Origin of the sequence: Prevotella amnii DSM 23384 = JCM 14753 (assembly GCF_000378745.1) — a bacterium.
GTDB lineage: Bacteria > Bacteroidota > Bacteroidia > Bacteroidales > Bacteroidaceae > Prevotella > Prevotella amnii.
This window is the reverse complement of sequence record NZ_KB905272.1, coordinates 1-21,437: the sequence shown is the minus strand read 5'-3', so window position 1 is coordinate 21,437 and position 21,437 is coordinate 1. Positions and strand designations below refer to the sequence as shown.

Here is a 21,437-nt window from a genome sequence, read left to right as displayed (position 1 = left end):
TGCAATGCTGTTACAACCATATTATCTTCACTATAGTGTGGAGTTTCAATAATAGTTTCTTCATAACTCTAAACTTTCTCAATGAGAAAAGTACTATCTGTTAGCTAATTAAGTACGTAGGCAACAGTGTTACACTACAGGAAGCATATAAATACCATCATAATGGAGAATAGTTCTAAATTTGCAGTACATAAAGCGAAGACTTTATTACATTCTATATTTCTCTGAATTACCAGCTCCGCTTCCTTTGTAGCTGTTCTTTGACAGATTAAAATTATAACGTAGTGTGATACCAACCTCGCGACTGTCATGTCGATTGGTTTGCTGAATGTAGATGTGGTTGCCGTTGAGGTAGTTGGCTTCCTTGAGCAGATATAAAAGGTCAGACCCTTTAACGTTTACTTCTAATGCACCCTTAAAGAATAGTTTGGTAACTGATAAATCGAGGGCATAAGTGGAGCGAGCAAGGTATACATTCTGGTAGTTTCCCTTTGATTGATAGTTCATTGCTAAGTTTATAGTTATGTTATGAGGCAATGCCACGCTGTTGTTGAAGCCTATTTGCAGAATAGGTTTATTCAATGCAACTATACCATAAGCTGTTTCCAGTTGTAGCCATTGCTTTATTATACCTACAGAAAGCTGTGGGTACCATGAACCAAAAGCGGGTGCTAAGGCAATATTTGCCAAGAGTCTGTTTAAGCTATGAAGATTCTTGTATTCAAGCCGAGTAATGGCAGAATTGTTGGGTTCAGCTTCGTCCCAATGAATTATGGCATTATTATTGTGCTGCCAACTTACCATGAATTGCAGCATTTTCCATACAGCCATAGCCGATACATCGTGGATATGTTCGGGTTTTAGGGTTGGGGTTCCAGTTTGAAGCGTAAAACGATTGAGGTATAAGGTATTGTTTGACAGCTGTCTGTATGTGGGACGCTTAGTTTTAACCGTATAGCTGAGGTTGAGAATTGTGTTGCCTATTTTGTTTGATAGCGAAAAATAGGGAAATAAATTGCTGAAAGAACGGCTCTGATCAGCTTTTAAAATGTCATTGTTGTAATATTTAAAATCCACATATTCATAACGGGTTCCAACATTTATCTGTCCTATGGGTGTGTTTCTTTCATATTCGGCAAAAGGAGCAATCTGTGTTTCTTTTAATGTGCTATAAGTGTTTGGTATGATAGCAGTGCCGTCTATGGTGTAATTATCACTACGATTAGTGTGGATAGTTTCTATGCCGATACGCATATTTCCTCCAAATAGCTGCCTGCCAAGCACCAATTTCGCGGCTAACATTTGGTTTTTAATATAGCTTTTTGAACTAATTTTGCTTATTGTAGCTTCACTAATTTCATCGCTGTTTTGCTGGCTACTGTTTTTGCTAAGCATATAATTAATATTTAAATCTACATTCGTGCCCCAAACCATTCCATTGTAAAACGTGTTGATATTATGAGAAGGACTGGTGTCATGACTCATGTGTGTGCGGGTATCAATATTGTCAGATGGTATGTTGTTAGATAGTATTGATGTTGTTGTATGTGTATCTATAACATCTAATGGGCTGAATGAGAGTGTGTATTTCATACCCATGCTGTGGCTGTTGTTAATGTCATAATTAAACCCTGCTGTTATGTTATGATTTTTATTTCTGGCACTTGCTTCGAGCTTATCGGTTTTATTCCAAATCTTATCAGCTTTAACAGTCTGCTCTATTTGTGATTTTTGGTAGTTGTCAATTTTAGAGAAATTATAAGTGGCAAAACTATAGAATCCGTTTTTAAAGTATGTTAAATCTATTTGCTCGTTTAAATCGATGTTCTGCGATTGACTATAAGATGAACGTATGCTTGCGCCGAACCCTTCGCCGCTGGGGCGAATAGTACGAATTTTTATAACGGCACGAGTAGTTGCATCATACTGTGAACCGGGGTTCTGTATCACTTCAATGCTTTTTATTTTATCAGAACTTAAGCGGTAGAGCTCAGACAAGTCTTGCAATTGTCTGCCGTTAAGGTAGAAAGTAGGTTTGCCTTTACCAAAGACGTTAAAGCCATCGTTATTTTTAGAAATGCTGGGTACGTATTTCAGCACGTCCTCAGCTGTTCCTATTTTGCTTAAAGGGGTATTAGAAACATTTGTAACAATGCCTTCTTTTCCCATTTTGAACATATTTCTATGGCCAGTAACAACGACCTCTGATAAAGTACTTGAATCTGCCTTTAATATGATTTTTCCCATATTGGGTTGCGATTCTAAGTATTTAGTTGCATATCCAATATAAGACACACGGACAAACACCTTTACATTGGGCTGTTGTATTGTGAAAGTGCCATCGCTGTTGCTTGTGGTTCCTTTAATAAAAGAGCTGTCAGATTGTTGTAATAATACAATGTTAGCAAACTCTAAAGGTTGATCGTTGGTGCCAATTACCTGTCCAGAAATGCTTTGTGCACTAACGGCAGTGACAAAACTTATATATAGCGACAGCATTAAAAGATATTTTTTCATAAGACTAATCTTTATATAAGATTTTTCTGTTATTATTTTATTGCCCATTTTTTTTATTGTGTTACATAGAAGTTGAATATTACTAATTGATTGTTTTCGTTACAAAATTAGTTTTTTTTTTAAATTTCGATACATTAAAAGTAAAAAAAACGAGTAGGTGGCTTAATTATTACACAAAAGTGTAATAATGTATTTAGAATTTCTCACCAATCTTATAAAAGAATACCTCTTCACCTTTTTTACATCAATGCACAGCAACATCTTATATTATGCTTGGTAGTTTTATATGTATCTTCCTGTTTGATATGTGTTAAAACTTAAGATTTTTATTATTGTTATTTGTCTGCTGTCAATCTTTTGCAAATATATCCGTGGCTTGTCTTTGTATAAATATTCTTCTTGGTTTTAAGCATGGATTTGATATTTTTGCTTTTTATAGCAAAAGGTGTGTTCTTTTATCAGAAAGATGATAGTGTGTTTATTATAAAAAGATAAAGTGTTTGTGAAGAAAATAGATTATTTTTGTTGGAAATTTAATCTATTTTTGATATAAAAATAGGTTATTTTTCTAAGTTAAAGTTATCTTTTTGTATTTAAGATAGTAGTTTTTCTTTTATTGTTATGTTATGTTTTATTTTAAATAAAGGTAAAAAGAGATATAGATGTTTTTATGTATGAGTGAATGTTTATAAAGCTGAAATTCTTTTTTTAAAGAGATTAAATATCTTTTAGAGGAATAAAAAGAAAATTATGACTACTTCTTTTTTTAACTCTTTGATTATATCATTATAAATGTATATCTTTGCATTATATAGAGTTTTAGGTAGAGTAAAATAAAATCTACGGTAAAGCAAATAGTTATAAATAAAAGAATAAATAAAAAAAAACTTATGAGTAAATTTTTAATTCTCTCAACTTTACTTTTTGGAACGCTTACAGTAAATGCACAAACAAGTAATGGTGGCATAGATCAGCAAATGTTACAAAAGATAGAGAGTAACATAACATCGTCTGGTTTTAAGGCTATAGCTACAGCAATGGCATCAAATTCTATAGATGACCTTGCACGCAACACTAAGAACAAGACTCTCTTTGACGATTATTTTAGTATAGAAACTCCTAAGCAAAATATTCATAATCAGAAAAGTTCAGGACGTTGTTGGCTATTTTCGGGATTGAACGTATTGCGCTCTCGTTTTGCTTTGGCTCATAAAGATAGCTTGAAGGTAGAATTTTCACATGTTTATCTTAGCTTTTATGACCAATTAGAGAAATCTAACTTAATGCTTCAAAGCATGATAGACTATGCTTCCAAGCCTTTGGAAGACCCTAAGGTTCAATTTTTTCTTAAGAATCCTATTTCCGATGGTGGAACTTTCTGCGGTGTAGCAGATTTAACAGAAAAATATGGAGTAGTACCTATGGAGGTTATGCCTGAAACTTATTCTTCGGAAAACACCTCTCGTATGGCAAAACTTATTTCTTCTAAGCTACGCGAATATGGGTTAGAATTAAGGAGAATGGTAGCAAGTAAAAAATCGAAGAAAGAGCTTAAATTGCGAAAAACAGAAATGTTAGGTACTATATATAGAATGCTTGCTTTATCTTTAGGAGAGCCTGTGAAAAAATTTGCTTATGCTTTTAAGAATAAAGATGGTAAGCAAGTATCTAAAGCTAAGGTTTATACCCCGCAAGAGTTTTATAAAGAAACAGTGGGAGCAACGCTAAATGGTACATTTCTTATGGTTATGAATGATCCACGAAGGCCATATTATAAGACGTATGAAGTGGAGTATGACAGGCATACCTATGATGGGCATAACTGGAAATACCTTAATCTGCCAACAGATGATATAGCAAAACTTGCAATAGCTTCATTAAAAGATGGGAAAAAAATGTATTCGAGTTATGATGTAGGGAAACAGTTAGATCGTAATTTAGGTTTTTTAGACACAGAGAATTATGATTATGCTACATTGTACAATACAGACTTTACAATGACTAAAGCAGAACGTATATCTACTTTTGATAGTGGATCTACTCATGCTATGACTTTAACGGCTGTAGATTTAGATGAAAACGGAAAGCCTAAGAAATGGAAAGTAGAAAATTCATGGGGATCTAAAAATGGGCATAATGGTTATCTTATTATGACTAATCGTTGGTTTGAGAATTATATGTTTCGTCTTGTTGTAGATAAGCGATATGCATCTGAAAGTATGATAAAAGCTTTTAACCAAAAACCTATAATGTTAACCTCTGATGATCCGCTTTTTGGAGAAGATAGATGAAAAAAATAAATAGATGATAATATGTGAAAAGGACATTTGGTAATATTGAAAGCTCCAAATGTCCTTTTATTTGTTGTAGAAAATGTTATGTTATAAGTTGTTTCCAATTTGCCCTTTTTAGGTGGAGTAGGGCTTTCGTTATTTTATAAAGATTGTGTTTTATTTAAAGAGTGCTGGTTTAATGGGTGAAATTGGATAATAACCCTACATGGTATTGCTATATGGCTGTATGCTGATTTTTAGTAGGAACGAATATTATACCTTTTATAGTTTTGTAGTTTTTATGGATATGTTAGTACAGAGAAGGGAAAGGTAACATTAGAAATAGTATTTTTAGGCAGATATAGAGCTATATAATTTGATATTTTTTTAATTTGTCAACAAAGATTGAATATAAAAAGTAACAGAGATATTTAATATCTCTTTGATTTTTATTACCTTTGCGCATATAATTTTTACTTGATAATATAAATAAATAAACCTATATAATGAACAAAAAAAACTTATTATTTCTTACTTGCCTATTTATAGGTAGCTATACGTTTGCACATTCGCAAGATGTGGAACCAACATTTAATGAACGGCAAAATTTACAGATTAATGCTGTTAATCGTTTTCCTTTACATACCAATTTCTTTGCTTTTAAGCCTAATGATAAGGGATTAGATAATATAAATCCTAAGGAGTCGGGTAATTATATGTCGTTAAATGGTAAATGGAAATTTAAGTGGGTAGAAAACGCAGATCAACGTCCAACTAATTTTTATGAAACAACTTTTAATGATTCTAAATGGGGTACTATTAACGTACCTGCTATATGGGAAGTAAATGGATTTGGCGACCCTGTATATCTTAATGTGGGTTTTGCTTGGAGAGGAAATTTTAAGAATAATCCTCCATATACTCCTATAAAAGATAATCATGTAGGATCATACCGAAAAACTATAAATATTCCTGATAATTGGGACGGCAAGCAGGTGATAGCTCACTTTGGGTCTGTTACATCATGCATTTATCTATGGGTAAATGGTAAGTATGTGGGTTACGCTGAGGATTCAAAGGTAGCAGCAGAATTTGATATAACCCCATATTTAAAAAAAGGTGAGAACCAAATAGCTTTTCAAGTGTTTAGATGGTGTGATGGAAGTTATTGCGAGGATCAGGATTTTTGGCGTTTGAGTGGTATAGCACGCGATTGTTATTTATATGCAAGGGACAAGAAAATTCATTTGGATAATATAAAGATAACCCCAGACTTAATTAATAATTATTCAGACGGAACGTTATATATTAAGGCTAATGTGAGTGGGAATGCTAAACTTCGTTTTACTTTAAAGGATAAGATGGGTAAAGAAGTAGCCTCTTCTTTGAAACTTGGAAATAAGAAAGGTATAGTTGAGACTTTATTTAAAGTAAGTAATCCAAATAAATGGACAGCAGAAACACCTTATTTATATAGATTGGAAGTTGCCACAATAGATCCTAAAAGTAATAAGGTGGTAGAGATTATCCCACAGCAAGTAGGATTTAGAAAAGTAGAGATAAAGAATAAACAAGTTTTGGTAAATGGGAAACCTATATTGATAAAAGGAGTAAATCGCCATGAGATGGATCCTGATGGAGGTTATAATGTTTCGCGTGAACGTATGTTGCAGGATTTGAAAATCATGAAGCAGCTTAATGTTAATGCTGTAAGAACATGCCATTATCCTGATGATCCACAGTGGTATGATCTTTGCGATGAGTTGGGTTTTTATGTTGTTGCAGAAGCTAACATGGAAAGTCATGGCTTTGGATATAGCAAAGATGCACCTACGGCTCAACCTATGTTCGCTAAACAAATAATGGAGAGAAATCAGCATAATGTAGAGACATTATTTAATCATCCCAGCATTATATTTTGGAGCTTGGGTAATGAAACTTGTTATAGTAAGAATTTTGATGTTGTTTTTGATTGGATAAAATCGCATGATAAAAGTCGTGTAGTACAGTTTGAGCGAGCAGAAAGAAATGGTTATGCTACTGATATTTTTTGTCCTATGTATCTATCCCCTACAGATTGTGAGGCTTATGCGTTAGACGAAAGAAACACTCGGCCTTTAATACAGTGTGAGTATAATCATACTATGGGAAATTCTGGAGGAGGATTAAAAGAATACTGGGATTTAATACGAAAATATCCTATATATCAAGGTGGGTTTGATTGGGATTTTGTAGATCAAGCTCTACATTTAACCCCAAGATATGATGCAAATAAGTCGTTGGCACAGCTTGAACAAGAAGCTCAACAAGTATCAAGTAAAACTCAATATACCTATGGAGGAGATTTTAATAAGCATGATCCATCTGATAATAATTTCAACTGTAATGGTTTAATAGGTCCGGATAGACAGTTAAACCCTCATGCTTATGAGCTTGGTTATGAATATCAGAATATTTGGACAAAACCTATTGATCTTAAAAAAGGTAAGATAGCTGTATATAATGAGTTTTTCTTTCGTGATTTAAGTGATTATGCTCTTGTATGGACTCTTTTGATTGATGGTAAAAAGTTTTCTTCAGGCGTAATCAATAATATAGATGTTCAGCCCCAGCAAACTGTAGATTTTACTTTGCCTTATCAATTGCCAGAGGTAGCAGGAGAAGTTTTGTTAAATGTAGAATTTGTATTGAAAGAAGCTGAGCCATTAATGAAGAAAGGACAACGAGTGGCTTATAACCAGTTTTATATACAAGGAGAATATAGCCCATTAATGAAAGATAAACCTAATACGACAAAGGACAAGTTAAAGGTAATAGATAAACCTAAAAAACCAATTATTATTACAAATAAGAAAGGATTATATTTAGAATTTGATAGGACTACTGGATATATTTCACAATATGTTGTTAATGGTATAAGTTATTTAGGTAATAAAGGTACGTTAAAACCAAACTTTTGGCGTGCTGTTACAGACAATGATATGGGTAGTCAGTTTCAGATAAAGATGATACAATGGCATAATCCTATATTAAAATTAAAAGATATACATTATGATAAGGTACATAGAGGCGTTTTTGCAAAGTATCAAATAGAGAATACGGGCTGTAGTTTAGATATGTCTTATATTATTGATAATGAAAACAAGCTGCTTGTTAATATGAATATGATTTCAGAAGGTAAACAAGAGTTTGGTTATATGCCTAGGTTTGGTATGATAATGCAAGTGCCATATGAAATGAGTAATATAACGTATTATGGTCGTGGCCCGATAGAAAATTATCCCGATAGAAAGAATTCTCAGCTCATAGGTATATATAATAGTAACGCAGATAAAGAGTTTTTCCCATATATAAGACCACAAGAAACAGGAACTAAGTCGGACGTAAGAGAATTAACTGTATATGATAATAAAAATAATGGTCTAACTTTCATTCCTTTGAAAGGAACAATGCTTACAAGTATCTTACATTATGATATAGATAATTTAGATGGAGGGCTTAATAAGTATCAAGCTCATAGCTATCAAGTACCACTTTCTAAATTTACTAATATAACCCTCGATGCTGATATGATGGGTGTTGGAGGTATTAATAGTTGGGGTGAATGGCCTCTAAAAGAATATATGTTACCTATAAAAAATAGGAATTTTGCTTTTTGGATAATTCCTAATAGGTGATAATAGATTATATAAAATGGTAGCGTGTATATATCTATAACAGGTATATATACGCTATTTTTAATGGTATAAGGAAAGGCATAATGAGAAAAAGTATGGTTAATAGGAGTTGTAGAATTTTACATATTGGATAGATTTTTGTTTAAGAAAAAATCTTTTTAGTACATAATTTCTCTTTTTTCAAAAAAAACTATTACCTTTGCAGCTATAAAAATTATTTGCTGAAAATAATAAGTTAATATTAAACGTTTTATGAAAAAGTTATTTATCGCACTTTCAATGCTTGCAATGGGCGTTGTTTCGACAAGTGCACAAGTTGCTTATGAGAAGTCAAAGTTGTTAGACAATGTCTATGTTGGTGTAGAGGGTGGTGTTGTTACTCCTATGACATTCAAGACTATCTTCCCTTTAAACCCTGCAGCAGGGCTTAAGTTTGGTAAGTGGTTTAATCCAATGTTTGGTGCAAACTTAGAGGCTCTTGCTTTCTTTGGAAACAATGGTTTTTACACAGGTGCTCCAGGTAGTGGTATTGGTATGTTGGATTCTCATACAGTTGTACGTGGTTTAAATGTAGGTTTGAATGGTAATGTGAATTTCACAAACATCTTTTGTGAATACAATCCAGACCGTGCATTTGAGTTAATTGGTGAAGCTGGTATTGGTTACACTATTTTCTATGGAGACAATAGAGCTGTTAGCAATGATGACCTTGGTGATGACACAGAGCTAACTTCTAAGACAGGTTTGCAGTTCGCTTTTAATTTTGGTGATGAAAAGCAGTTCCAGTTCTATGTTGAGCCAGCAGTTCTTTGGAATCTAACTCATGGTCCTGGTGATGCTGTTCAGTTTAATAAGCACGCAGCACAGTTAGGCTTATTCCTTGGTGTTAATTATAAGTTCATGACTTCTAATGGTACTCATAATTTCAAGGTTTATGATGTAGCAGCAATGAATAAAGAAATCAATTCTTTACGCGATCAGCTCGCAGCTAAACCAAAAGAGGTTATTAAAGAGGTTGTTAAGGAAGTTCCTGTAGAAGCTCAGAAAGAACTTTGTGTAGAAGATTTGATTTTTGTAACATTTGCACAGGGCAAACATTATCTAACAAATGATGCTAAAGCAGCTTTAGATAAGGTTCCTGAAGGTCGTCATGTACAGATCGTTGGTACAGCTTCTCCAGAAGGTCCTAAGGAGCTTAATGATCGCTTGTCTCAGGCTCGTGCTGATGAGGTAGCTAAGTATTTACAGAACAAGGGTGTTGTTATTGATAGCGCTACTGGTAAGGGTGTTCAAGGTGTAACTTCTAACCGTTTGGCTGTAATTTACGTTAAGTAATATATTTTAATAATAAATATTTAAGCGCATCGAGGTTATTCGATGCGCTTTTTTTTTACCTTTGCAAAAGATAAATATGTTATCCCTCTTTAATGGCTAAAACGAGTTTTCTTAAACTTATAGTTTTTCCAAAGAGTGTTAATATGCATATATACGATTAGTGATGATAGAATATATTAAAGGTGAGTTAATAGAGATGACTCCTGCTATAGCAATAGTAGAAGCATATGGTATAGGATATGCTATCAACATATCTTTAAATACTTATAGTGACATACAGGGAAAGAAAGATATAAAACTTTATATATATGAGGCTATTATAACTGGAGGACGAGATGATAGTTATACGCTTTATGGCTTTTCTTCAAAGCAGGAACGCTCTCTTTATAAGTTATTAATTACAGTTTCGGGTGTTGGAGCAAACACAGCTCGTATGATTTTATCTTCATTTACACCATCAGAATTGTGTAATGTTATTTCTAATGGTGAAGAAAGAATGCTAAAATCGGTTAAAGGCATAGGGTTAAAGACAGCTCAGCGCATTATAGTAGATCTTAGAGATAAGATAATTCAAGCAGGTATTGCTAATGAGCTTTATGTAAATACTTCTTCTAACAATTTAAATATTGATACCGCAGTTAAGGACGAGGCTATATCTGCGCTTACGATGTTGGGATTTTCTCCAGTATCATCATCTAAGGTAGTGATAGAAGTTCTTACCAAAGATGCAAATTTACCTGTAGAGCAAGTGGTAAAACAAGCACTTAAAATAATAAAGTGATGAAAGAAATAGATACTAAGATATTTGGATATAAAATTACATTTATAGATTATGTTAGTTTTCTTATTCTATTTTTTAGCGACTTGTATTGTTTTTGGTATTATGATAGAATGCTTCTTTTCTTATTAGGTCTGTTGATATTTATTATAATACTTTTTGCAGCTGATAGATGTTTACATACTATATATACGCTTACGTACAAAGAAATTATTATTAAAGAGGGTTGGTTTAGTAAAAAGAAAATATTACCGCTTGTAAATATAAAAAATATTACAACACGACCTTTAGTTTTTCAAATGGGACATATTGTTGTATTAACAAAAACAGATGAAACATATATAAGTTTTCAACCTAAGAATAGAATTAAATTTATAGTAGCTCTGCAGAACAGAATGAATATATTAATATGTAATAGATATGAAAAATAAAAATATAGTAATATTATTTATTATAGCAATTATATCTTTTCCATTATCTGCAAAAAAACATTTTAATAGTGTAGATAGTATATGTGCTTATTCTTCTAAAAACAGTTCAGAAACAATCTCACAAAAGCAATTGTTTAAAGAGCTTTCCTCAGATACTACAGAAGAAGATGATGTTGATAGTGCTATTATTTCTTTTGAATATAATAATATAGGATCATGGAAAGAAAATATTATTAAACGATTGAATAATATTTTAACAAGTCCTATGCTTAAGACTGTTCAAGCAGGTATTATGATATGGGATTTAACAGAGGATTCTATACTTTTTAAATATAATGAGCGTCTTCTTTTACGTCCAGCATCAACTATGAAGTGTATAACAGCTATTGCTTCTCTTGATAAGCTATCTTCTGCTTATAATTACCAAACTACACTTTATTATACAGGGAGCATAAATGATAGTACACAATCGTTAGAGGGTGATGTTTATGTTTTGGGAGGAATGGATCCTATGTTTGGCAAATCAGATATGACTTCATTTGTTTCTGCTATCAAAAACTTGGGCATACGTCATATAACAGGTACATTGTATGCTGATTTATCTTTTAAAGATAATAATATTTTTGGACAGGGATGGTGTTGGGACGATAAAAATCCGATATTGACACCTTTATTATATAATAAAAAAGATGATTTTTTATATAGTTTTTATCATATGTTAAATTTGAATGGGATCACTATAGCTAATGGTTATGGCATTAGGAATCTCCCTACAAAAGGAAAAGAAATAATAAATATAACTCATAAAATTAGTGATATAATGGATCATATGATGAAGGCAAGTGATAATCTTTATGCGGAATCAATGTTTTATCAATTGGCATCTAATAAAGGAGTTAATAAGCAGTCATCTGCAAATAATGCTCGGTTTTATATTAAACAACTTATACGAAAGATAGGATTAGTTCCGTCAGTATATAAGATAGCAGATGGTAGCGGGTTGTCCCTTTATAATTATGTGAGTGCTGAGTTGGAGGTGAAATTATTACGTTATGCTTATCAACATTCTGATATTTATAACACGCTTCTTAATACTCTTCCTCTTGCAGGAGTTAGTGGAACTCTTAAAAAACGTATGCAAAATACACCTGCTGCGCGAAATGTTAGGGCTAAAACAGGAACTGTTATAGGTGTTAGTTCATTAGCAGGTTATTTAACTGCAGCTAATGGACATGTTATAGCTTTTTCTATTATTAATAATGGAGGGCTATCAAATATAGCCATGCATAGCTTTCAAAATAAAATATGTATAGCTTTGTGCCAATAAAATACATTAATATTTCTGTGTTAATAATTTCTCAACATCAGCATTTAAGCGTTTATAAGGTGTTGAAATCATATAGCCGATATTACGTCGTAGCATTGGGATAATATCTTTTAGGCTGTGGTTATAACTAGATAACTCATTTCTACGTTGTGTATCATGTAAGGCTGTTTGATTAATTTCACGTTCACGCTCTCTTATAAGTTGATCACATAATTGTTTCATAATAGGTACTATTATTCTATCAAATAAGTGATGTCCTTGTATATATAGATATGTTTCATTTTGATTAACGCCAAGATTTAATATATCATGTTTTATTCTCAAATAGCTTTCTTTAGCATTAGGATAATGTTTTTGTAAAGTCTTGATTTTTTGTTTTACTTTGTGTCTTAATTTGTTTAAGCAGTTGTTAGGAGTTTCTATAGAGAATCTGCTTATGTCTATAATAAAATCAAAATCAGTTAAAGAGAATTCTTTAAACCTTCCTGTACGGTAAGCCCATACATTCCATACAAATAAAGGGAATATGATTTGACTGTAAGTATGTAAGAATGTAGGGAAATCGAATAAATGATGGTCGTTTAAAGTTACAGCCACACATACATCATGCAGGCTTTCTGCATAGCATTGTAAGTTTTCTATGGCATAAGCATATGTGTGTAGTACATATGGGTTATAACATACTTCTTCTGATGTTTCTGTAGCCCCTTGTAAGAGATAATCATAATCAGCATCTACGCAAGCTATCATATTTTCGCCAGCTTGCTTAGATACTATATTCATAAGTACAGATTTCTTCCCTCTTTTTAATACCATTTCCTTTGAAGGTAGCATAACTTCAAAGTAACGTTTATCATTCTCAAATCTTGTGAGCACCATGCGCCAAAAGAAAATATCATCATATGATTCTACATATACTACAATCCTTTTTCTTTTTTCTTGCCCATTTAGTTTGTTAGCAGCTTGAATATATGCCGAAGAAATCTGCTCATTTAATCTCTTCCCCATAGTTTTTATTATATTGTTATTCTGTTTGAATAATATCACTCATTTCAGTTACTTTATCCATCCAGCCATTCATTATGACGGCAGGGCTATGTGTTACAAGGATTATCTGAACGTTTGGATTAAGTTCTAAAATCATATCTACTAATCGTTTCTGCCACTCTATATGCAGACTAACTTCAGGCTCGTCCATAAAAAGGACATAAGGCAAATTGTCTTCTATTAGTACTGTTAATAGGATTACAAGGATTTGTTTCTCTCCACTTGAAAGCTGATATGGATATAATATTTCATTAGATAGCATAAACCTTATCTCGTTTTCTGTTCTAACTATAGTCTTTCCAGTGTCAGTAAAAAGATCATCTATTAAGTCTTGGAAAAGCTTTTTTGGCATAGATTCTTTTTGAGCTTTCTGTGCAGCGTCAGTATCCCCAGATTGTAAGATAGAAATGATTCTGTTCCCAATATTTACCTGATAGTCTAAATATTTGCGTTGTAACTGAAATAGTTGCCAGTCTAATTCAGTAGTTAAATTTACGTCTACTTTAGGTATAATACCATTAGAGTTGATTAAAGGACGGTCAAAGGATCTAATAACATCATATCTCACAGTGGTAGCATTGTCTGGACTGACTTTTAATTTTACGTTAGATGGCATTTGATTTAATAAATGCTCTTTATGTGAAAGTCCTTTTACCACCTTATTTATAATAGTACTTTTTCCCATGCCATTAACACCACTAAGGACATTTACCTTACGATGTAATTTCCAAAGGATATGATGTGTACCGCTCCAAAGGTGGTCTATATCTATTTCTTTGATGTAGTCGGCATATATTTGCATAATTATTTTGTTTTTAGGTCTATGAGCAAAAATAAGGAAAAGTTTGTATTATCCCAAATTTTTAACTATTCTTCTTATAAGTAATGGTATTTTATATATAAATAGTATTATAAAAAATACCATATATGAGGTATTTTATATATAATAAAAACATTCTACCTTTGTATCTCAAAATAAGTATTTAATATGATAAATATAACATTATGGAAAAGATAGCAAAACGATTAACAGACCTTGTTGGTAACACTCCGCTTGTAGAATTGTCAAAGTATTCTCTATTAGAGGGACTTAAAAAGCCTATAATAGCAAAGGTAGAATATTTTAATCCAGGTGGTAGTGTAAAGGATCGTATCGCCCTGGCAATGATAGAAGATGCAGAGCGGAAAGGTCTTTTGAAACCAGGAGGAACTATAATAGAGCCTACCAGTGGCAATACAGGTGTGGGATTAGCTTTAATATCTGCAGTGAAAGGTTATAAACTCATTCTTACTATGCCAGAAACGATGAGTATAGAACGTCGTAATCTATTGAAAGCATATGGAGCTGTAGTAAAATTAACACGTGGAATAGATGGAATGAAAGGGGCTATTAAGGCTGCAGAGGAATTACATAAAGCTACTTCTGATAGTATTATACTGCAACAGTTTGAAAATGTGGCAAACCCTGAGGTTCATTATCTTACAACAGGACCAGAAATATGGAATGATGTAGACGGAAAAATAGACATCTTTGTAGCTGGTGTTGGAACAGGTGGCACAATAAGTGGGGTAGCAAAATATCTTAAAGAGCAAAACTCTAAAGTGAAAATAGTTGCTGTAGAACCAGAAGATTCTCCAGTATTAAGCGGTGGGCATAGTGGTTCACATAAAATACAAGGTATAGGAGCAGGTTTTATACCTAAGATATATAGTGGTAATCTTGTAGACGAAATATTTAAAGTAAGTAATGATCATGCCATTCTTACAAGTCGTCAGTTAGCCAAGCGCGAGGGACTTTTGGTAGGAATATCATCAGGAGCTGCAGCTTTTGCTGCTTGTGAAATTGCTAAACGCCCTGAAAATAAGGATAAAACGATTGTTACTTTGTTACCCGATACGGGCGAGCGTTATCTTTCTACAGTCCTCTATGCTTTTGAAGAATATCCTCTTTAAGATGAATTGTTACCAACTAAATAAGATGAAATTAAGTAAAATTATGCTTGATGAATGCCCTTTAGCTACTTATATGTATATGTAAAGAAACTGTAAAATGTCGTATAAATTATGCAGATTTAATATATTATATATACCTTTGTAAAACATACTAAGGGCTTGTATGGATTTGACGGCAAGACGGAATGGTATGTAAGCATGCGGAGGCTCGGCGGCTACCTCCTAAATCAGAGTGGTCAAAGAATTAATTGGCGAAAACAATTACGCTCTCGCTGCCTAATCGAAGTATAGTAGGTTATTGGCTTTATCCGGCTATTAGATAGCTGGACGAGACATCGCTCCAAGGATGTTGTTCCGAATCTGAGGGTTCAGCGGTGCAGGTAATCGGAAATAGTTTTTGTAAGTCCTCGCTGCAAAGATGAAATTAAGAGGATAAGGCATTGGTTGGTGGTTCAGGTCTTGCCAATGCTCGAAAACCAAAGACTGGAATAAGCATGTAGAAAGCATATGGTTTCCTTGTGCGGACCGGAGTTCGAGTCTCCGCAAGTCCACTAAAAGAGAAGGTTGATAGTTACTTTGCGCATCTATCAACCTTTTTTACATTCTCTTTTGGAATATTATAATATGTATTGGGTATTAAAATGAATAAAAGAAGCTATATAGAAACGTTACAGCCTATTAAAGTTAAAAGCAACATAATAATATTGCTTTAAAGCCTTTATAAAAGGATAGCAAGACTTCTTTTTATAACATTAGCCATCTGTTTTTATATTTTATCATACGAGCAATTATTTGATCTTTAGTTTTATTAGCACGATGTAAAACAAGATAAACATTAACTATGCTATCTTTAGTTAAAGCAGAAGTATTAGAAATAGTAATGGAATCTATTTTTGCTTGATCTTTAAAACGTGCTTTTGAAAACTTTTCTAAATTTAGTTTTAATTGTTTTTGGTATGATACTGGCAAATGTTGCGAACGGAATTCTCCTTTTATACAATAAGTATAATGTCCTTTAAGCAGTTGTTCATAATAATATTGTGCTTTATGAGCAGCTTCTTGCTCATATTTAGATGCTTTATTGTTGTTTGTTCCACAATTTGTAAGCATAGTGAGGAATAGTGCTGCTATAAAGAAAATTATGTTATGACGCCTATACATATTTATCTTTTTAATTATTTCTGACGAATAAAAATATTAATAGGGCACCCATGTAAGTTCCAGTTAGCACGAATCTGATTTTCTAAGAAACGACGGTACTGCTCTTTTATATACTGAGGTAAGTTTGCATAGAAAACGAAAGATGGTATCTGTGTGTTAGGAAGCTGAGAACAATACTTTATTTTTATAAACTTTCCTTTAACCGACTGTGGCGGTGTACCTTCTATAATAGGTAACATAACCTCGTTAAGCTTGTTTGTTCCAATATGTATCTTTCTGTTTTTATATACTTCCTTAGCAGTTTCTAATACTTTAAAAATACGCTGCTTGGTTAATGCTGATGCAAATATGATGGGGAAATCTACAAAAGGAGCCATACGACAACGAATGGCATTAACAAAAGTATCTATTACCTTTTGATTTTTATCTTGCACTAAATCCCATTTATTTACTACTACGACAAGGCTTTTATTATTGCGTTGAATGAGTTGAAAGATATTCATATCTTGAGATTCAATACCACGAGTGGCATCAATCATAAGTATGCATACATCAGAATTTTCAATGCTGCGAATAGAACGCATAACAGAATAAAACTCTAAGTCTTCACTTACCTTGTTTTTACGGCGTATGCCTGCGGTATCTACAAGATAGAAATCGAATCCAAACTTATTATATCGAGTATATATACTGTCGCGTGTTGTACCTGCTATTTCTGTTACAATATTACGTTCTTCTCCAATAAAAGAATTTATAAGACTCGACTTTCCTGCGTTAGGTCGCCCTACTACGGCAAAGCGTGGAATATCATCATCAACCTCTTCTTCTGGAACGTCAGTCATCTTCTCAAGAAGAATATCTAACAAATCGCCTGTACCGCTACCTGTTTGTGCACTAATACAGATAGGATCTCCCAAACCAAGCTTGTAAAACTCTGCAGAAGTATAATATTCTCCCATATTATCTACTTTGTTAGCAACCAATAATACAGGTAAATTTGTGCGACGCAAAATAAGAGCAACGTCCTCGTCCCAATCGGTTATACCTGTTTCGGTGTCTACTAAAAAGAGTACTATGTCTGCCTCTTCTGTTGCCACAAGAACCTGCTGCCGAATAGCATCTTCAAAAATATCATCAGATTTTACTACCCAACCGCCTGTATCGACTACTGAAAACTCACGTCCATTCCATAAGCATTTACCATACTGACGATCACGAGTTGTACCTGCCACATCGCTCACAATGGCATGGCGTGTCTTTGTTAATCTATTAAAAAGCGTTGATTTGCCTACATTAGGGCGACCAACTATTGCTACTAAATTTGCCATTCTCTTAATGAGTCTTATCCCTTCTCTTATTTCTAAAAGAGGCTAAGGTGAGGTCATTCACCTTTAATTATATAGCTAAGGATGACCATTCCTCAGCTCTCGCACTTTGCGAAAGTAAGCTCTATCTAATATTAGTTATAGCTTTCACTTGGAAAATTTTATAAAAATAAGTCTTAGATGATTGTAACTTCTTTTGAATATAAAAAAGAGTTTTATAAATTTACTCAGGATTATACCCAAAGTTGTTTAGCTCCTTTTGTGAATTACGCCAGTCTTTATCTACTTTTACAAATATTTCCATGAAAATTTTCTTGTTAAAGAATCTCTCTAAGCTCTTACGAGCCTCTGTAGAAACTTTTTTTAATGCATGTCCTTGATGTCCTATAATAATACCTTTCTGACTATTACGTTCTACATAGATGACAGCTCCAATATGTATCTGTTGTTCATTTTCTTTAAAAGAATCTACAACTACCTCTACAGAATAAGGTACTTCTTTATCATAATAACGAAGTATCTTTTCACGAATAATCTCTGATACAAAAAATTTTGCAGGCTTATCTGTTAGCTGATCTTTATCAAAAAAAGCAGGACTTTCAGGTAATAGTTCATAAATACGTTTGAGGAGAATATCTGTTCCAAATTTGTTTTGTGCTGAAATAGGTAATATTTCTGCATTTGGTAAAAGACTATGCCAAATATCTACCAGCATAACCAGTCTTTGCTGATCGCTCTCATCTATCTTATTAATAAGTAGAATAACAGGTATTTGCATCTTTGAAACCTTCTCTAAGAAATCTATATTTTTCTTAGGATCTTCCACCACATCGGTAACATAAAGTAAAATATCAGCATCAGCTAATGCCGATTCGGAAAATTGTAACATCATTTCCTGCATCTTATAATTAGGTTTAAGCACTCCAGGGGTGTCAGAAAAAACAATCTGAGCATTATCAGTGTTTACAATACCCATGATGCGATGGCGAGTAGTTTGAGCCTTAAAAGTAGCAATGCTAAGCTTTTCGCCAACCAATTGATTCATAAGAGTGCTCTTCCCTACATTAGGGTTGCCAACGATATTTACAAAACCAGCCTTATGCATAATAAAGAAAATGAAATTCTACTATTTATTTTTACTTTTAAACGCACCTAACTTATAAAAAATAAGAAAGATGCGTTTAAAAGTAAATTATATTCAAACTATTTATATACTTACTTCTTTTCAGCTTTAGTTGAGCCGTCGTATGCCCACTTATATAGTGAAGCTCCATTAACGAAACCTGCTCCAAACGCAGTAAAGAGAATATTATCCCCCTTTTTTAGCTGCGATTCAAAATCCCATAATACTAATGGCATACAAGCTGCACTGGTATTGCCATAGCGTTGGATATTAACCAAAACCTTTTCCATAGGCATATTGATTCGCTTTGCAACAGCTTCTATAATACGAAGATTAGCTTGATGACAAACAACATAATCAATATCGTCCTTAGTAAGATTGTTACGTTCTAACAAGGTAGTACAATCGTCTCCCATAGCTGTTACAGCATAGCGGAAAACAGTACGTCCCTCTTGGTAAGTATAATGTAAGCGGTGGTCTACGGTGAATTGAGAAGCCGGACTTACAGACCCTCCACCTTTAACGTGAAGAAAAGGAAGTCCTTTGCCATCAGTTCGATGATATGAATCGATTAAACCTACACCTTCTTCTGTAGTACCTTCTACCATAACAGCACCAGCACCATCGCCAAATAAAGCGCAGGTCTGCCGATCTGAATAATCGGTAATAGCTGACATCTTATCGGCACCGATTACAATGATGCGCTTATGACGTCCGCTCTGTATCATATTACAAGCAACGTCTAAAGCATACATGAACCCACAGCAAGCTGCTGAAAAATCAAAAGCATAGGCATTCTTTAGTCCTAATTTGCCCAGTACTATTGATGCTGTAGAAGGGTGGATGTAATCTGGTGTTGTTGTTGCAACAATAAGTGCATCTATAGTATCTAAATCGACACCTGTTTTCTTTACCAAAAGTTTTGCTGCCTTGCGAGCCATATATGAAGTACCAAGCCCTTCTTCCGTAAGGATACGTCGTTCTTTGATACCTGTACGGGTAGTTATCCATTCGTCGCTGGTATCTACCATACGAGACAATTCCTCATTGTTGAGGACATAGTCTGGCACATAGCCAGCAACACCCGTTATGATCGCATTTATATTTTCCATGCTTTATTCAGCTGCTTCCTTCACAATAGCTACCTTACCGCGGTAATAACCACACGTAGGGCATACTGTGTGATATACATAATAAGCACTGCAATTAGGACATACTGCCAATGTAGGTGCTACTGCCTTATCATGAGTTCTTCTTTTAAGTGTACGAGTCTTTGACTGTCTTCTTTTAGGATGTGCCATAATTTCTTTTAATTTAATATATTCTTATTTCTTTAATTTTAATAGAGATTCCCATCGTGGGTCTATAGATCTATCAGTTTTCTTATCATTGCAAACTGAAGAATACTCTTCAAGTTTTTTTACCATAACAGGATTACATTCTCCTTTTGCATGTACATGTCTGATAGGAATGTCGAGTACTAACAATTCGTAAAGGATCCAGGTAAAATCAAATATACCGTTCTTATCGTTTACCACTATAAGACTATCCTCTTCTGAAGTTTTATCTCCAAAGGTTATATCTAGATGCTCTTTTACTTCAATTGACTGATTCATCGAGTCTAAGCAAATATCACAACTAATTACAACATTACCTTTCTCATGCACCTCAATGGAAAAAAAATCCTCTTTTACACGGGTTATATCAATATCCACATGCACGCAACCACCTCTTACCTCATCTGCCTCAAACGAAGCGAAATAAGTATCGTCAAGGTCGAAAGAGAGCTTAGTAAGTCCATCTTTCAGTGCCTTTAAATTGATTTTGAGGTCTCGTAAATCCATAATTGGTTTGCAAAGTTACGAATATTTTTGTGATTATAAATAAATAAATAAGAAAAAACTATCAAATAATCTTGCATTTATAGTCAGATAAATAGTAAAAGGGCATAATACGCTTATGTTTTATAGTGAAAAAGCAGGCTGTTTTACTATAAAAAGGATAAGTACGGCTATTAAAAATAACCTATTTTTATAACAAAAATAGGTTAAAAAGCAATCAAAAATAATTTATTTTTGCTACGCATAGATGTTGTTTTTTTGTTTAAATAGCTTCTTTTTACAGTAGAATAAGTGATTTTTAAGGACTAAAATATTACTTATTATTAAGATTAATGTGGTTATTATCCTATAAAGACCTACTATGTTTTAATTTATATAGTCCACCCTTAAAAGCCTAATATTCATCTGATTCATAGTATATTATGCTATAAATTATTTGCAAATATCTGCAAGTTTTTGTACCTTTACATTATAATTCTTGCAGATATTTATGCTTAAACGTACATCCAAACAGCTCTCTTTGTTCTCTTCTTTAGAGGACATGCTTAGTCATCAACATCCCCTTTTCCAACTTAGTAATAAGATTAATTGGGAGTGTTTTGAAAATGCTTTCTCTCCTTTGTATTGCAGCAATAATGGTCGCCCGGCT

General features: G+C 33.3%; 17 protein-coding genes and 1 other RNA gene. 9 read left to right on the top strand and 9 right to left on the bottom strand.

Annotated elements, in window-relative coordinates; genetic code table 11:
- Positions 1 to 207: 207 nt before the first annotated feature.
- Positions 208 to 2,517, bottom strand: coding sequence for an outer membrane beta-barrel protein (locus tag F596_RS0104235; protein ID WP_024992723.1), 2,310 nt, complete (start codon positions 2,515 to 2,517; stop codon positions 208 to 210).
- Between the two features lie 890 nt (positions 2,518 to 3,407).
- On the opposite strand from F596_RS0104235, the gene F596_RS0104225 reads away from it, so the two are divergent.
- The 6 genes from F596_RS0104225 (at position 3,408) to dacB (ending at position 12,338) form a co-directional block, all read left to right on the top strand.
- Positions 3,408 to 4,808, top strand: a complete 1,401-nt coding sequence (locus F596_RS0104225) for a C1 family peptidase (protein WP_019035984.1) — start codon at positions 3,408 to 3,410, stop codon at positions 4,806 to 4,808.
- Between the two features lie 488 nt (positions 4,809 to 5,296).
- The gene (locus F596_RS0104220) at positions 5,297 to 8,467 is read left to right on the top strand and encodes a glycoside hydrolase family 2 TIM barrel-domain containing protein (RefSeq protein ID WP_019035983.1); all 3,171 of its coding nucleotides are present in this window, start codon (positions 5,297 to 5,299) and stop codon (positions 8,465 to 8,467) included.
- A gap of 252 nt (positions 8,468 to 8,719) precedes the next feature.
- Positions 8,720 to 9,802 carry an OmpA family protein gene (locus tag F596_RS0104215; RefSeq protein WP_019035982.1) on the top strand — a complete coding sequence of 361 codons (1,083 nt, stop codon included), beginning with the start codon at positions 8,720 to 8,722 and terminating at the stop codon, positions 9,800 to 9,802.
- Between the two features lie 163 nt (positions 9,803 to 9,965).
- The gene (gene ruvA / locus F596_RS0104210; RefSeq protein ID WP_019035981.1) at positions 9,966 to 10,583 is read left to right on the top strand and encodes a Holliday junction branch migration protein RuvA; all 618 of its coding nucleotides are present in this window, start codon (positions 9,966 to 9,968) and stop codon (positions 10,581 to 10,583) included.
- The gene (locus F596_RS0104205) at positions 10,583 to 11,011 is read left to right on the top strand and encodes a PH domain-containing protein (protein ID WP_008446768.1); all 429 of its coding nucleotides are present in this window, start codon (positions 10,583 to 10,585) and stop codon (positions 11,009 to 11,011) included. Before ruvA ends, F596_RS0104205 begins: the two co-directional genes overlap by 1 nt.
- A complete protein-coding gene (dacB, locus tag F596_RS0104200) occupies positions 11,001 to 12,338 on the top strand; it encodes a D-alanyl-D-alanine carboxypeptidase/D-alanyl-D-alanine endopeptidase (RefSeq protein ID WP_019035980.1) in 1,338 nt (445 codons plus the stop codon). Before F596_RS0104205 ends, dacB begins: the two co-directional genes overlap by 11 nt.
- Positions 12,339 to 12,344: 6 nt before the next feature.
- Here the strand turns inward: dacB and F596_RS0104195 are convergent, their stop codons facing one another.
- On the bottom strand, positions 12,345 to 13,346 hold the full coding sequence (locus tag F596_RS0104195; protein ID WP_008446759.1) for a DUF4435 domain-containing protein: 1,002 nt from the start codon (positions 13,344 to 13,346) through the stop codon (positions 12,345 to 12,347).
- A 16-nt stretch (positions 13,347 to 13,362) separates the two neighbouring features.
- Entirely contained in the window at positions 13,363 to 14,187 is an 825-nt protein-coding gene (locus F596_RS0104190) for an AAA family ATPase (RefSeq protein WP_019035979.1), read from the bottom strand.
- A 203-nt stretch (positions 14,188 to 14,390) separates the two neighbouring features.
- Here F596_RS0104190 and cysK point away from each other — a divergent pair, with 203 nt between their 5' ends.
- A complete protein-coding gene (cysK, locus tag F596_RS0104185) occupies positions 14,391 to 15,338 on the top strand; it encodes a cysteine synthase A (protein ID WP_019035978.1) in 948 nt (315 codons plus the stop codon).
- Positions 15,339 to 15,493: 155 nt separating this feature from the next.
- Positions 15,494 to 15,892, top strand: a transfer-messenger RNA (tmRNA) gene (gene ssrA, locus F596_RS11455).
- 190 nt (positions 15,893 to 16,082) lie between these two features.
- On the opposite strand, the gene F596_RS0104180 is transcribed toward ssrA, so the two are convergent.
- The 6 genes from F596_RS0104180 to F596_RS0104155 all read right to left on the bottom strand — a co-directional run bounded on the left by F596_RS0104180 (position 16,083) and on the right by F596_RS0104155 (position 20,791).
- The gene (locus tag F596_RS0104180) at positions 16,083 to 16,499 is read right to left on the bottom strand and encodes a hypothetical protein (protein WP_019035977.1); all 417 of its coding nucleotides are present in this window, start codon (positions 16,497 to 16,499) and stop codon (positions 16,083 to 16,085) included.
- 14 nt (positions 16,500 to 16,513) lie between these two features.
- Positions 16,514 to 17,827, bottom strand: a complete 1,314-nt coding sequence (gene der, locus F596_RS0104175) for a ribosome biogenesis GTPase Der (RefSeq protein WP_019035976.1) — start codon at positions 17,825 to 17,827, stop codon at positions 16,514 to 16,516.
- A gap of 220 nt (positions 17,828 to 18,047) precedes the next feature.
- The gene (era, locus tag F596_RS0104170) at positions 18,048 to 18,929 is read right to left on the bottom strand and encodes a GTPase Era (RefSeq protein ID WP_019035975.1); all 882 of its coding nucleotides are present in this window, start codon (positions 18,927 to 18,929) and stop codon (positions 18,048 to 18,050) included.
- Between the two features lie 110 nt (positions 18,930 to 19,039).
- Complete coding sequence (locus tag F596_RS0104165) at positions 19,040 to 20,059, bottom strand: beta-ketoacyl-ACP synthase III (RefSeq protein ID WP_008446830.1); 1,020 nt, start codon at positions 20,057 to 20,059, stop codon at positions 19,040 to 19,042.
- Positions 20,060 to 20,062: 3 nt separating this feature from the next.
- Positions 20,063 to 20,248: a 50S ribosomal protein L32 gene (gene rpmF / locus F596_RS0104160; protein ID WP_008446760.1), complete on the bottom strand. Its 186-nt coding sequence runs from the start codon at positions 20,246 to 20,248 to the stop codon at positions 20,063 to 20,065.
- A gap of 24 nt (positions 20,249 to 20,272) precedes the next feature.
- A complete protein-coding gene (locus tag F596_RS0104155; protein WP_019035974.1) occupies positions 20,273 to 20,791 on the bottom strand; it encodes a YceD family protein in 519 nt (172 codons plus the stop codon).
- Between the two features lie 487 nt (positions 20,792 to 21,278).
- Between F596_RS0104155 and F596_RS11810 the strand changes: the two genes are divergently transcribed.
- Positions 21,279 to 21,437 (top strand): transposase (locus tag F596_RS11810; protein WP_019035973.1); only part of this gene is annotated, 159 nt, incomplete at its 3' end.